Source organism: Bradyrhizobium ganzhouense, assembly GCF_049949285.1.
In the GTDB taxonomy this organism is placed as follows: domain Bacteria; phylum Pseudomonadota; class Alphaproteobacteria; order Rhizobiales; family Xanthobacteraceae; genus Bradyrhizobium; species Bradyrhizobium ganzhouense.
Genome location: NZ_CP181318.1, coordinates 4403387 through 4416039, shown reverse-complemented (window position 1 = coordinate 4416039; position 12653 = coordinate 4403387). Strand labels below are relative to the sequence as shown.

Genomic DNA, 12653 nt, shown 5'->3' with positions numbered 1-12653 from the left:
CGCCCCTACTTCGTCGCCTTCCGCACCCCGCCGAACGATGCCGCATCAAATTTCTGCGGATCGACGGGATTGTAGCGTGACCATTCCATGTCCGGCATGTTGGCGTAGCGCTCAGCCCACGCCTTGTCGGTCGTTATCGTGCCGGGCGCGACGGGGCGGAGCTCGAAATGCAGCACCTTGTTGGGACCGACCTCGCCGATCGTGTCTTTCGCTTTGACAGTGGCGCCCATCGCGAGCGGCTGGCCATTCGGCCCATTGATGCGGCCGAGCTGGACGTAGCGCGTGTAGATGATGCCGCCATTGGGATAAGTGTGCTTGAGCACGACGTAGCGACCGCAGCCGCCGATGATCGGCAGATCGGCCGGCGTCTGCTCGCTATTCTCGATCTTGACGACGACGCCGTCCGCCATCGCCGCCACCGGGCCGCCGGCCTTGTCGGAGGTGAAATCGACGCCGGGATGCTCGCCCAGGGTCCAGCATCCGCACGACGCCATTGCCGTGTTCGGCGGCGGCTTGTCGGCACGCGGCGCACTCTTGGGCGTCAGGAATTCATTGACCAGAAGGCCCGGCCCCTCCGGTGACGTGTAGATGTGGATCGCATAGAGCGACAGCTTGTCCCCCACAGGCACCTCGTCGGGAAGAAAGCCGTAAACGACATCCTGGATGAAGACCTTGAGCTCGCGTCCCTGGGCGGAGCGCACCGTGATGCAGTTGGTCACCTGCAATCCGTCCGAGTCCTGCTTGGGCATGCCGCTCGTGATCAGGGCTCGCTTGAAATCCTGGCTCGGACACGGCCCGCCGTGGGAGGCGAGGGTCACGTCGAGCTTCACCGGTGACATTGGATAGACGTCCCGGCCGGTGGCTGGCCGTCGCCGCGTCAGGAATTCGTCGAGATCGGTCTCCTTGTAGCGGGCGAAGTTGAAATCGGCGCGCGCCGCATCTGGGATGGCGTTGAAAACGACGAGCAGCAGGGTGGCAACAAGCCATCCCAGCTTGCGGACGTGCAGCGGCAACATGCGGATATCTCGTATTGCGAATTCGATGAGCAGGTCGAGCAAACCATGGCCGCATCTGCGCGGCAAGGTAGATCGCCTATCGCGCTTCAATCATGAGAGGTCTTCGCAGCGCGAAGCACGCTCCGCTAGGGCTTTCTACGGCATGTCCCCATCTTCCGCACGCCCCTGGCACCACTGTCATCAAACTGAAACATACGCACTCTAACGGCCTGTCAGGGCCGTCTTGCCGGAGGCGCCCATCCTCCAACGATCCTGACAAGCGCGCCATGCCCTTCAAGTTCATCCACATCACCGACACGCATCTGGCGAACCCCGGGCTGAAGCTCTATGGCCTCGACCCGCGCGCGCGGCTGGATGCGGCGATCGCCGACATCAACAAGCACCAGTCGGACGCCGCCTTCACGGTCGTGACCGGCGACCTCACGCATTGGGGCGAGGCGGAGTCCTACGCCAATTTTGCCGACGCAATGGCTGCGCTGAAAATGCCTTATATCGCCATGGTCGGTAATCACGATCGCCGCGTCGCCTGCCTCGATGGCCTGAAGGCCGCGCCGCGCGATCCCAACGGCTTTGTGCAGGGGACGCGCACCACCGAGCACGGCCTGTTCGTCTTCCTCGACACGCTGGACGAGACCAGCCACGCCGGCGAGATGTGCACCAGGCGCTTCGACTGGCTTTCGAAGACGCTGGCCGCCGCGCCGGCGGACATGCCGTTCGTCGTGTTCATGCATCATCCGCCCTTCCCGGTCGGCGTGCACGCGATGGACGAGATCGCGCTGAAGCAGAGCGCGGAATTCGCCGAATTGATCGCGCCCTATCGTGCGCGCATCCGCCATCTCTTCTTCGGCCATGTGCACCGTCCGATCTTCGGCAGCTACGGCAAGATCCCGTTCTCGACGCTGCGCGGCACCAACCACCAGGTCTGGTTCGAGCTCGATGCCAACGCGCCGCATCTGGCGAGCCACGAGCCGCCGGCCTACGGCGTCGTGCTGATCGACGATCAGAACCTCGTCGTGCACAGCCACGACTTTCTCGACACCAGTCTGCGCTTTCCCTTCGAGCCCCCTGCGGGCGTGGACGGCCGCGACTATGCGCTCAATTTCCCGGCGCGGTGACATGAGCCTCGCTGAACCCGCGGCTCTCCCGGTCGCGGCTGCGGCGCCTCCGCGCCTGCACATCGTGACGCGGTTCATTGCTCGCCTCAAAGCCTCGCTGCCGGCCTATCTGCTGCTGCTGCCTTCGCTGATCTTCCTCGCGCTGTTCACCTATGGCGCGATGGGGCGCGTGCTGATCGATGCGCTCTATCAGCGCGCCACGCCGAAGGCACCGCTCCGCTTCGTCGGCCTCGACAATATCGCCGCGGTGCTCGCGGACCCCGCCTTCACCGGCGCTGTCGTCAACAACCTCATCTACGCAATCGGCACCGCAATCCCCAGCATCGGTCTCGCGCTGCTGTTTGCGCTGGCGCTGGCGCGCACCAACGCCGTGACCAGCGCGCTGCGGGCCGCGCTGTTCCTGCCGGTGCTGATCCCGATGGTCGCGGCCTCGGCGCTGTTTCTCTTTATCTTCCTGCCCAATGTCGGCCTGCTCGACTATTACATCGGCCGGCTGCTGCCGGTGGTGCCGAACTGGCTTGGTGACCCCGACATCGCGCTCTATGCGATCATGATCATCACGATCTGGAAGAACGCCGGGTATTACATGCTGTTCTTCCTTGCCGGGCTCCAGGCCGTGCCCGAGGACGTGATGGAAGCAGCCCATCTCGACGGCGCCGGTCCGTTCATGCGGCTGCGCTACATCATTCTGCCGGAGCTCAAGCCGACATTCCTGTTCGTCACCGTGATCGCCACGCTGAACGCGGTGACACAGGTCGACCACGTCTTCGTCATGACCAAGGGCGGACCGTCGAACGCCACCAATCTCGTGCTGTTCTACATCTACCAGCAGGCGGTGGAGCATTACGACATCGGCATGGCTTCGGCGGCAACGCTGCTGACGCTCGCCGCCTTGATGGCCCTCACCGCGCTGTCGTTCCGCACCATGGCGAACCGCGAGAGTGGCGCATGAAGCTGATCGACAAGCTCTACAATGACGCCCCGCTCGCCACCCGCAACGAGATCACGCCAAAGCTCGGCTTCGCGCTGACCGTGCTGCTCGCGCTCGCATGGCTGATCCCATTCCTGTGGATGGGCGTGGCGACGCTGCGCCCGGCCTCCGACGGCATCAATTTGATGGCCGAGCTGATTCCGAGCCTGAAGCCGACGCTCGACAACATCAGGGATGCCTGGGAGATCGGCGACTTCCCGCGCTATTTCCTCAACACCACGATCATCTGCACCGGCATTCTGCTGGTGCAATTCGTCACAATCACGCTCGCGGGCTTCGCCTTTGCGCGGCTCGACTTCGCCGGCAAGACGGTGATCTTCTATCTGTTCCTGATGCAGCTGATGCTGGTGCCGGTGCTGCTGATCGTGCCGAATCTGCGGCTCGTCGCGCAGCTCGGCCTCTACGACACGCTCGCCGGCGTGATGATGCCGTTCTTCGCGTCCGCCTTCGGCACCTTCCTGATGCGCCAGGCGTTCGAGGCGATTCCGACCGAGCTCGAGGACGCCGCCCTGATCGACGGCGCCAGCCTGATCCAGCGCATCCGTCACATCTACGTGCCGCTGTCGATCCCGAGCTTCTCGGCCTTTGCCATCATCTCCGTGACCAGCCACTGGAACGACTTCCTGTGGCCGCTGATGGTGATCAATTCGCCGGACAAGCGGCCGCTCACGGTTGGCCTCTCCGTGTTCACCGCGACCGCGGAAGGCACTCAGGCCTGGGGCACGATCGCCGCCGGCACGCTGATGGTGATCGCGCCGCTGCTCGTCACCTTCCTGATCTTCCAGAAGCGTTTCATCAGCTCTTTCGTCACGTCAGGCATCAAATAGGAGATTTGTCGATGCTGTTCTCCCGCAGGCTCATGCTCGGCCTCGCTATGGCGAGTGCCCTTGTCTTCCCGGCGATGGCCGAAGGTCCGACCGAGATCGATCTGTTCTTCCCCGTCCCCGTCGACGGCAAGCTCGCCCGCGACATGGGCACGCTGATCAAGGAGTTCAACGACGGTCACCCCGACATCAAGGCGACCGCGGTCTATACCGGCTCCTATGACGACACGCTGATCAAGACGCGCGCCTCGATCAAGGCCGGCAAGCCGCCGGCGGCCGTGATCATGTCGGCGAACTTCCTGCTCGACATGCAGATCGAGAACGAGCTCACCAATCTCGACAGCCTGATCGCCGCCGACGGCAGCACCAAGGACAAGTTCCTGGGCCAGTTCTTCCCGGCGCTGCAGGGCAACGCGGTGATCGACCGCTCGGTCTATGGCGTGCCTTTCCACAATTCGACGCCACTGCTCTACATCAATGCCGACAAGGCGAAGGAAGCCGGTCTCGATCCGAACAAGCCGCCGCAGACCTGGGCCGAGCTCACCGACTGGGCCAAGAAACTCACCAAGCGCGAGGGCGACAAGGTCACCCAATGGGGCATCGCGATCCCCTGCGCCTATGATTATTGCGGCTGGATGATGGAAACGCTCACCATGACCAATGGCGGGCGCTACTACAACGAGGAGTTCGGCGGCGAGGTCTATTACGACACGCCCTCGATGCTCGGCGCGCTGACCTGGTGGAACGACCTCGTGAGCAAGCACAAGGTCCACCCGCCCGGCGCCACGCCCGGCCCTGCCGTCAGCACCTCCTTCATCTCCGGCAACGCCGCGATGATGATGCTGTCGACGGGCTCGCTGACCTATGTGCGCGAGAACGCCAAGTTCAACTACAAGGTCGCCTTCATCCCGCGCAACGTCCGCAACGCGGTGCCGATCGGTGGCGCCTCGCTGATCATTCCGGCCGGCGTCGAAGCCGACAAGCAGAAGGCCGCCTGGACGCTGATCAAGTGGATGACCTCGCCCGAGAAGAGCGCCTGGTGGAGCCGCGCCACCGGCTACTTCGCGCCCAACATGGCCGCCTACAAGACGCCTGACATGGTCGACTTCCTCAACAAGAACCCGGACGCCAAGACCGCCGTCGAGCAGCTCGACGTCGCAAAACCCTGGTTTGCGACCTACAAGACCGTGCCGGTGCGCAAGAACCTCGAGGACGAGGTGATGCTGGTCCTCAACGGCAAGAAGCAGCCGAAGGAGGCTCTCGTCGCCGCCCAGAAGGCCGCGGATGAAACGCTCAAGCCGTACAACGCGGAGACGTCGCTGAAGCTGCCGTAAGGCCAGGAGCAGCGGCAAACGACCATCGGCGCTCCGTCCTGCGGAGCGCCGAATGCGTTTTGGATAGCACGAACCTTAGATCGTCACGACGATCTTGCCGAACTGCGCGTTCGACTCCAGGAAGCGATGCGCCGCGACGATGTCCTCGAACCGGAACGTCCGGGCGATGATCGGCTTCAACGTGCCGTCCGCCAGCCCATCGAGGATGAAGGCCTTTGCCTCCGCAAGGCGTGCGGGATCGCGGGTGATCTCGTGCACGAGGTAGCCGCGCAGGGCCAGGCTCCTGGTCAGCACGTTGAAGAGCGGGAACGGCGTCGGCTCGGGGCTCAACCCGCCATATTCGATCAGAATACCGCCCGGCGACATCGCCGCGGTCAGCGGACCGAACGCGGGTCCGCCGACCGCATCAAGCACCACGCGGACGCCGCCTGCACTGGCGATCTCCGCAAGCCGCGCTCCAATATCCTCCTCGTCCGAGGCGATCACATGCGCGGCACCGGCATCGCGCAGGGCGCACCGCTTGGCCGAGGTCCGCGTCAGGGCGACCGGAACGGCCCCGATCCGGTTGGCGATCTGAATGGCCGCCAGCCCAACGCTGCTCGACGCCGCCGTGATGGCGACGACGTCCCCTCGCCCAAGGCCAGCGATGTCGACCAGCGCGCCGTAGGCCGTGAGATATTGCATCCACACCGCAGCCGCCGTCTCGAAATCCAGCTCGGGCGGATGCTTCACGACGAGCTGGGCGGGAAACGCCGCGAGCTCGGCATAGGCTGGCCACCGCACCATCGACAGCGGCGGCACGATGCTGACGGCATCGCCTGGCGCGAAGCCGGCAACATCCTCTCCGACAGCCTCGACGATGCCCGCTGCCTCCAGCCCAAGGCCGGACGGGAACGTCGCGGTCTCGATATAGGTCCCTCTCCGCAATAAGGCTTCCGCACGGTTGAGGCCGAGCGCCTTGACCCTGATCTGCACCTCGCCCCGTGCCGGCGGTACGACATCGACCGTCTCGATGCGCAGCACTTCGGGGCCGCCATGCTGGTGAAAGCGAACGACGCGAGCCATGGGATCCACTCCAAAACAATTGAACTGAATGGAGCTATGCCGCGCTCGCGGAAGCGGATAAATCGCAGAAAGAAACGAACAGTCGAAACCTGCAGTTTTTAATCATGGACCGCCTGACCAGCATGGCCGTGTTCGTCAAGGCCGTCGATCTCGGCTCGTTCGCGGCCGCGGCCGACACCTTCGAGATGTCAGGGCCGATGGTCGGCAAGCATGTGCGCTTCCTCGAAGAGCGCCTTGGCGTCCGCCTCCTCAACCGCACCACGCGCCGCCAGAGCCTGACGGACGCGGGGCAAGCCTATTACGAGCGCTGTCGTGCCGTCCTCATCGAGGCCGAAGCCGCCGACGCCGTCGTCGCCGACGAACTCTCCGAGCCGCGCGGCAGGCTGCGCGTGACCATGCCCGCCTTGCTGGGACGGCACTGCATCGCTCCCCTGCTGATGAAGCTCGCGCGAAAATATCCGCATCTCGAACTCGACCTGTCGTTCGGCGACCCGATCGCCGACATCATCGAGGCCGGCTATGACCTTGCGATCCGGACCGGCGATCTCGACGACCAGTCCGGCCTGATCACGCGGCGCATCGCAAGCCAGCGCATGGTGGTGTGCGGCGCGCGCTCGTATCTGCGCGTCAACGGCAAGCCGAAATCGCTCGACGATCTCGCCGCGCATCAGGCGATCATCTATCGCCGCTCCGGGCGCGTTCGGCCATGGCTGTTTCCGCAAGCAGACCAGCCTCCACGCGAGATCGTGCCTTCAGGCAGGTTGCGGCTCGACGATATGGAGGCGATCGCCGATGCCGCCGCGCAGGGCATGGGGCTGGCCTGGCTGCCCTACTGGCTGGTCCGCGAGCGCCTCAACACCGGTGCACTGGTCGGTCTGTTCGCGGAGCAGCCAGAATTCCTCTACGACTGCCACGCGCTGTGGCCACGCTCGCCCCGCTTGCCGCCAAAGGTCCGTGCCGCTGTGGACACCCTCGCCGCCGGCCTGCCGAAGCTGATGACATGACGACGGGCCCGAAGGCCGCGTTAACCCCCCATCCACCATCCGGGTCGGCCCACCGCCGGTAACCATTTGAATTAACAGACCCTCAACGCACAGCCGACAAATCTAACGGTGTTTCTGGAGATTTCCGCCGTGGATTTGCTGGTTTTCGAGTTCCTGGGGTTGGCGCTGGTTGGCATGTGCCTGGTCGTGGTGGCGTGGCCCTGCGCCCGTAAATCCTCGAACCGGATCCGTTACGAATAGGAATTTCGGCGGAAAGAGCAATTCCAGTCCGAATGCAAGGCTCGAATTCGCTTAGAGCCCCTTGACATCACAGCGCTTTCGGCAGAACGGCTGATACCAAGTGTCATGGGCCGTTCATGGATTTGATTACCACCACCGCTGACCTCGCGGCTGCCTGCAGCCGGCTGGCCAAGCACCCCGTCATTACCGTCGATACCGAGTTCCTGCGCGAGACCACCTATTACCCGCTGTTGTGCGTGGTGCAGATGGCCAGCGCCGAGGAAGCGATCGTTGTCGACACCCTGGCCGAGGGCATCGACCTCAAGCCGTTCTTCGAGCTGATGGCCAATGAGAGCGTGCTGAAGGTGTTCCACGCCGCGCGCCAGGACATCGAGATCATCTGGCACCAGGCCAACATCATTCCGCATCCGGTGTTCGACACCCAGGTCGCCGCGATGGTGCTCGGCTATGGCGACAGCATCGCCTACGACCAGCTGGTCGAGAAAGTCACGGGCCACCGTCCGGACAAGACCCATCGCTTCACGGACTGGTCGCGCCGGCCGCTGACCAAGGAGCAGATGCATTACGCGGTCTCCGACGTCACGCATCTGCGCGACGTCTTCGCCGCGCTCGACGCCGATCTGAAGAAGCGCCGCCGCAGCGAATGGGTCTCCATCGAGATGGAGGTTCTGACCTCGCCCAAGACCTACGACTTCCACCCCGAACGCGCCTGGGAACGGCTGAAGACGCGGGTGCGCAAGCCGAAGGACCTCGCCGTGCTGATGGAGGTCGCCGCCTGGCGCGAGCAGGAAGCCCAGAGCCGCGACGTGCCGCGCGGCCGCGTGCTGCGTGACGAGGCGATCAGCGACATCGCCACCCACGCGCCGAACACGCTGGAGAAGCTCGCCCATCTGCGCTCGGTGCCGAAGGGCTTTGAGAAATCCAAATGGGGCGCGGATATCGTCGCCGCGGTCGAGCGCGGGCTGGCGCGGGATCATTCCACGCTGCCGAAGCTGGAAAAGCCGCGCAACAACAACAATGGCGCCGCCACCGTCGAGCTGTTGAAGGTGCTGCTGCGGATGACCGCCGAGCGCCATGCCGTCGCCAGCAAGGTGATCGCAACCGTCGACGATCTCGAGGAGATCGCAGCCGATGACGAGGCCGACGTGCCGGCGCTCCGCGGCTGGCGCCGCGAGCTGTTCGGCGACAACGCGCTGAAGCTGAAGCGCGGCGAGCTGGCGCTGGCAATCGAGAAGGGCCGCGTGATTGGGGTGACGCGGGCTTAGCGGCCCCAGTCCCTCAATGTCGTCCTGGCGAACGCCATGACCCATTACCCCAGGGAAGAGTTTGGCGAACACTCGCCGCTCGGTACTCCTACCGACCACATCGACAGATCACGCGGTACAGGTCCTGGCGTTCGCCAGGACGACACTGAGGGTGTGACCGGCTGCTCCGGCCACACTGACACGCTCCTCTTACGCCTGCCCCTACGCCTGCGGTAGCTTCGCCACTTCCGGCTTCATGTCATCGAGCACGCCAGTGATCGCCGCGATCAGCTCGTCGATCTGGGCCTTGGTGACGATCAGCGGCGGGCAGATAGCGATGGCGTCCAGCATGTTGCGCGAGATCACGCCGCGTTCCTGGAGCATGCGGCTCGCCATGCCGCCGACCGCGCCGGGCGTCGCCGCCGCGGTCTTGCGGCCCTTGTCGAGCACGAGCTCGAGCGCTGCGATCATGCCGACGCCACGGGCCTCGCCGACCAGCGGATGGCTGGTAAGCTCGCGCAGCTTGCCTTGCATGTAACCGCCGAGCTCGGCGGCATGCGCGACCAGGCCGCGCTCCTCGATGATCTTGAGGTTTTCCAGCGCAATCGCCGAGCCGACCGGATGACCGCCCGCGGTGAAGCCGTGGCCGAGCACGCCGATCTTGTTGCTCTCGTCCGCGATCGGCTCGAACATGCGGTCGTTCATGATGATCGCCGACAGCGGGAAGTAGCTCGAGGTGATCTGCTTGGAGACCACGATCGCATCGGGCTTGATGCCGAAGGTTTCGCAGCCGAACATCTTGCCGGTGCGGCCGAAGCCGCAGATCACCTCGTCGGCGATCAACAGGATGTCGTACTTGTTCAAGACCTTCTGGATCTTGTCCCAATAGGTCGCCGGCGGCACGATGACGCCGCCCGCCCCCATCACCGGCTCGCCGAAGAAGGCCGCGATCGTATCAGGCCCTTCCTTCTGGATCAGCGCGTCGAGCTCCTCGGCCCGGCGCGTCGCAAAGGCTTCCTCGCTCTCGCCGGGCGCGCCGTCCTTGTAGAAATGCGGCGAGCCCGTGTGCAGGATGTTCGGCAGCGGCAGATCGAACGAACGGTGGTTGTTGGGCAGGCCGGTGAGGCTCGCCGACGCAATGGTGACGCCGTGATAGGCGCGCATGCGGCTGAGGATCTTCTTGCGCTGGGGCTGGCCGAGCGCGTTGGAGCGGTAGGCGATCAGCTTCAGGACGGTGTCGTTCGCCTCCGAGCCCGAATTGGTGAAGAACACCTTGCTCATCGGCACCGGCGCGAGTGCGACCAGCTTCTCGGCGAGGTCGATCGAGGGCCCGTGCGATTTGGCCGAGAAGGTGTGATAGAACGGCAGCGCCAGCATCTGCTTGTGCGCGGCCTCGACCAGCCGCTTCTCGTTGAAGCCGAGCCCGACGCTCCACAGGCCTGCCATCGCCTCGAAATAGCGCTTGCCCGACGCATCGAACACGTAAGGCCCCTCGCCGCGCTCAATCACCAGGGGACCTGCCTGCTGATGGGCGCGCGCATTGGTGTAGGCATGGAGCTGGTAGGCCACATCGCGGGCTTCTTGCGAATTTGGCAGCATGGACATTTGCAGGGATCCCTTAAGTCATCACGTCGCCGGCACGGCCAACGCCATCAGTCGGTTATCAGATTACTTGGCTATTGCGGCGAGGGAAAACTTGCAACGCCAATTCGTCGGCAGCAAGCGCTCAGCAGCGATGCACAAAGCCGCACACAAGACAGCGCTCAGGTCGCGCCGTCGTCATGTCCCGCGTCGTCGGCTGCGGCTTCCCGAACCTCGACCAGCGCCATCGACAGCAGATAGACGGTCGTGGACAGGCCGACCCGGCGCGCCGCCTCGACGGCACGCGACAGATCGCTCGCCAGCTCCTTGAGCTCGTCCTCCCGAGACAATGTCCACCCCATCCACCCGCCGATCGCGTCTCTCTCAGACTGCGACGGCGCCGCTGGTTCTGATCAGTTCGGCGCTGGACTGGAGTGTAGCAAAGTTGGCGATGACATTCACCACCGACTGTTTGTAGACGGCCGCCTCGCCTGTTCCCGGCTGCCGGCAGGCGACGGCATCGACGACCACCTGGTAGCGGTGGCTGCGGTGAAATCCCTCAACGACGGTGGCCAGGATGGTCTCGTCGAGAGAAAAGCCCGTGACCACGCAGCGCACATTGCGGATGCTGGACATGTAATCCACAAAACGCGCCGAGCTGTAGGCCGACGGCAACGGGTGCTCGAACGTCATCTCGCCCGGACGCGGCCTCGTCTCCGCGATCCAATCGGTCAGCTTGGATGACGGATTGAACCACGCCGCCTGCGCGATGCGCTTCAAATGCATCACCGGCCAGAGGTTGCGGCGCCACAGCGTCAGCAATTCCAGGCAGTGCAATGTAGCGGCGTCGCCATCGAGAATAACGTGGCGACGCCCGGGGGTCAGATACTCGACCTGGAGATCCGCGCAGACCAGGACCAGCGGATCGTCGTGGATAGAGACCGGCATCGTCTTGCGCCGAGCTGCACCAGTTTCAATGGTCGGCGAGCGCGAGGTCTCGCAGCGGCGATGTCACCGCCCGCCCCGCAGATGCGTCGAGCACGCCCGGCCGGTCCCAGTCGCCCTCGGGGCGGATGATCACGTAGGGATCGCTGTCCAGCGTGATGGCGTCCGGCCCCGGCTCGATCTCCAGCAGCATTTCCGTGTAGGAGAAATCCGAGAAGGTGATCTTGCGATTATGTCCGAGCGGCTTGGCGCCGAAATGAGCCCAGAAATCGACCAGCCGGTCCTGGGCCTGACCGTAGATCTTGCGGAACCCCTTGCGCTTCACATAGTCGACGCTGGCCTGCACCAGCTTGAACGAGATACGCGAGCGCCGATATTGGTGACGCACCGCAAGCCGCTCGACCTTGGCGAAGTCGCCGAAGAAGCGCACCCGCAGACAGCCCGCCGGCTCGTTGCCGATGTAGCCGATGAAATGTGCAGCAACCATGTCGTTGCCGTCGAACTCCTCTTCGAACGGACAATCCTGCTCGGCGAGATAGACCGCGGAGCGAATGGCCGTGACCAGCATGAGGTCGCTCGGATCGCGCGCAAGGCGAACCGTGATCGCGCGGGAGTCAGGCTTGGCGAGAGGAATCCTAGTGCCGTGCATCTGAAAAGCTCCTTGCTTGGATGATCGCGCCCGGCATGAGCATGGGCTGCCGGTGCCAGGGGCGCTCGTAACACCAGAGGTCGGGCTGAAAGCTCGAAATGGGCGCGAAGCCCGTCGCCTTCATGATTTCACGTCCGGCCACGGTTGACGGCTGCGCATAGCAGTCCGCGCCGCGAAACCTTATCTGTCGCAGATGAGCCGCGGCCTTGCCGAGACCGGCGATGCCACGGCCGGTGGCCGCGATCGCCCAGATGTAGATCGCCGAAACATCCTCATTCGCGGAAGCGAGGTAGTGTGTCTCGGGCGCCGTCAGACAGATATCGTCGAGCAGCAATGCATCATGCCCGCGGTCGTTGAGAAACAGGAAGGCCATGCCGCCAAGCAGATTGCCGTTCCGGGTGAACGTCAGGATGCTCTGGGGATCGAAGGCGAAATACTTCGCAAGCTCCATCGCCCCGATCTGCACGCCCGGCACCAGCCGGTGCGCCATTTCCGAAAGCGCGGCAATTTCATCGAATTGCGCGCAACGGACATCCACGTCAGGGCTCAGCGGCAAGGCATCGAAATCATGCCTTGCGGCAAACGAGCCCCTTTCCATACTCATGTCGTCCCTCTATCGTTCAGGAGTTTTGTACGCCGCTATGA

Annotated in this window: 13 protein-coding genes; 6 read left to right on the top strand and 7 right to left on the bottom strand. The window is 64.1% G+C overall.

Annotated features, from left to right (window positions below):
• Positions 1–5 precede the first annotated feature (5 nt).
• Complete coding sequence (locus ACLFLU_RS20060) at positions 6–1016, bottom strand: M23 family metallopeptidase (protein WP_426413871.1); 1011 nt, start codon at positions 1014–1016, stop codon at positions 6–8.
• A gap of 266 nt (positions 1017–1282) precedes the next feature.
• Between ACLFLU_RS20060 and ACLFLU_RS20055 the strand changes: the two genes are divergently transcribed.
• From ACLFLU_RS20055 to ACLFLU_RS20040, 4 genes are read left to right on the top strand one after another with little or no spacing between them, the layout of a single operon-like run.
• Complete coding sequence (locus ACLFLU_RS20055) at positions 1283–2131, top strand: phosphodiesterase (protein WP_426413870.1); 849 nt, start codon at positions 1283–1285, stop codon at positions 2129–2131.
• A gap of 1 nt (position 2132) precedes the next feature.
• Positions 2133–3083, top strand: coding sequence for a carbohydrate ABC transporter permease (locus ACLFLU_RS20050; RefSeq protein WP_426413869.1), 951 nt, complete (start codon positions 2133–2135; stop codon positions 3081–3083).
• A complete protein-coding gene (locus ACLFLU_RS20045; RefSeq protein WP_426413868.1) occupies positions 3080–3949 on the top strand; it encodes a carbohydrate ABC transporter permease in 870 nt (289 codons plus the stop codon). Before ACLFLU_RS20050 ends, ACLFLU_RS20045 begins: the two co-directional genes overlap by 4 nt.
• A gap of 11 nt (positions 3950–3960) precedes the next feature.
• Entirely contained in the window at positions 3961–5280 is a 1320-nt protein-coding gene (locus ACLFLU_RS20040; RefSeq protein ID WP_426413867.1) for an ABC transporter substrate-binding protein, read from the top strand.
• A gap of 75 nt (positions 5281–5355) precedes the next feature.
• Here the strand turns inward: ACLFLU_RS20040 and ACLFLU_RS20035 are convergent, their stop codons facing one another.
• On the bottom strand, positions 5356–6345 hold the full coding sequence (locus ACLFLU_RS20035) for a zinc-dependent alcohol dehydrogenase family protein (protein ID WP_426413866.1): 990 nt from the start codon (positions 6343–6345) through the stop codon (positions 5356–5358).
• Between the two features lie 104 nt (positions 6346–6449).
• Here ACLFLU_RS20035 and ACLFLU_RS20030 point away from each other — a divergent pair, with 104 nt between their 5' ends.
• Both ACLFLU_RS20030 and rnd read left to right on the top strand, forming a co-directional pair.
• A complete protein-coding gene (locus ACLFLU_RS20030; protein WP_426413865.1) occupies positions 6450–7349 on the top strand; it encodes a LysR family transcriptional regulator in 900 nt (299 codons plus the stop codon).
• Between the two features lie 356 nt (positions 7350–7705).
• Positions 7706–8854 (top strand): ribonuclease D, encoded by a 1149-nt coding sequence (gene rnd / locus ACLFLU_RS20025; protein WP_426413864.1) that lies wholly within the window; start codon positions 7706–7708, stop codon positions 8852–8854.
• A 201-nt stretch (positions 8855–9055) separates the two neighbouring features.
• Here rnd and ACLFLU_RS20020 read toward each other — a convergent pair whose 3' ends face one another.
• The 5 genes from ACLFLU_RS20020 to ACLFLU_RS20000 all read right to left on the bottom strand — a co-directional run bounded on the left by ACLFLU_RS20020 (position 9056) and on the right by ACLFLU_RS20000 (position 12612).
• Entirely contained in the window at positions 9056–10438 is a 1383-nt protein-coding gene (locus ACLFLU_RS20020) for an aspartate aminotransferase family protein (protein ID WP_426413863.1), read from the bottom strand.
• Positions 10439–10596: 158 nt separating this feature from the next.
• Positions 10597–10764, bottom strand: a complete 168-nt coding sequence (locus ACLFLU_RS20015) for a hypothetical protein (protein ID WP_426413862.1) — start codon at positions 10762–10764, stop codon at positions 10597–10599.
• A 34-nt stretch (positions 10765–10798) separates the two neighbouring features.
• Positions 10799–11362 (bottom strand): isochorismatase family protein, encoded by a 564-nt coding sequence (locus ACLFLU_RS20010; RefSeq protein ID WP_426413861.1) that lies wholly within the window; start codon positions 11360–11362, stop codon positions 10799–10801.
• 25 nt (positions 11363–11387) lie between these two features.
• Positions 11388–12008, bottom strand: a complete 621-nt coding sequence (locus ACLFLU_RS20005; protein WP_426413860.1) for a GNAT family N-acetyltransferase — start codon at positions 12006–12008, stop codon at positions 11388–11390.
• Entirely contained in the window at positions 11995–12612 is a 618-nt protein-coding gene (locus ACLFLU_RS20000) for a hypothetical protein (protein ID WP_426413859.1), read from the bottom strand. The genes ACLFLU_RS20005 and ACLFLU_RS20000 overlap by 14 nt, the downstream gene beginning before the upstream one ends.
• Positions 12613–12653 lie beyond the last annotated feature (41 nt).

Bases quoted from the DNA above. Each gene is read 5' to 3' on its own strand.
- ACLFLU_RS20060 (WP_426413871.1), bottom strand. From the start codon at position 1,016: ATGTTGCCGCTGCACGTCCGCAAGCTGGGATGGCTTGTTGCCACCCTG.
- ACLFLU_RS20055 (WP_426413870.1), top strand. From the start codon at position 1,283: ATGCCCTTCAAGTTCATCCACATCACCGACACGCATCTGGCGAACCCC.
- ACLFLU_RS20040 (WP_426413867.1), top strand. From the start codon at position 3,961: ATGCTGTTCTCCCGCAGGCTCATGCTCGGCCTCGCTATGGCGAGTGCC.
- ACLFLU_RS20050 (WP_426413869.1), top strand. From the start codon at position 2,133: ATGAGCCTCGCTGAACCCGCGGCTCTCCCGGTCGCGGCTGCGGCGCCT.
- ACLFLU_RS20045 (WP_426413868.1), top strand. From the start codon at position 3,080: ATGAAGCTGATCGACAAGCTCTACAATGACGCCCCGCTCGCCACCCGC.
- ACLFLU_RS20030 (WP_426413865.1), top strand. From the start codon at position 6,450: ATGGACCGCCTGACCAGCATGGCCGTGTTCGTCAAGGCCGTCGATCTC.
- ACLFLU_RS20020 (WP_426413863.1), bottom strand. From the start codon at position 10,438: ATGTCCATGCTGCCAAATTCGCAAGAAGCCCGCGATGTGGCCTACCAG.
- ACLFLU_RS20035 (WP_426413866.1), bottom strand. From the start codon at position 6,345: ATGGCTCGCGTCGTTCGCTTTCACCAGCATGGCGGCCCCGAAGTGCTG.
- rnd (WP_426413864.1), top strand. From the start codon at position 7,706: ATGGATTTGATTACCACCACCGCTGACCTCGCGGCTGCCTGCAGCCGG.
- ACLFLU_RS20005 (WP_426413860.1), bottom strand. From the start codon at position 12,008: ATGCACGGCACTAGGATTCCTCTCGCCAAGCCTGACTCCCGCGCGATC.
- ACLFLU_RS20000 (WP_426413859.1), bottom strand. From the start codon at position 12,612: ATGAGTATGGAAAGGGGCTCGTTTGCCGCAAGGCATGATTTCGATGCC.
- ACLFLU_RS20010 (WP_426413861.1), bottom strand. From the start codon at position 11,362: ATGCCGGTCTCTATCCACGACGATCCGCTGGTCCTGGTCTGCGCGGAT.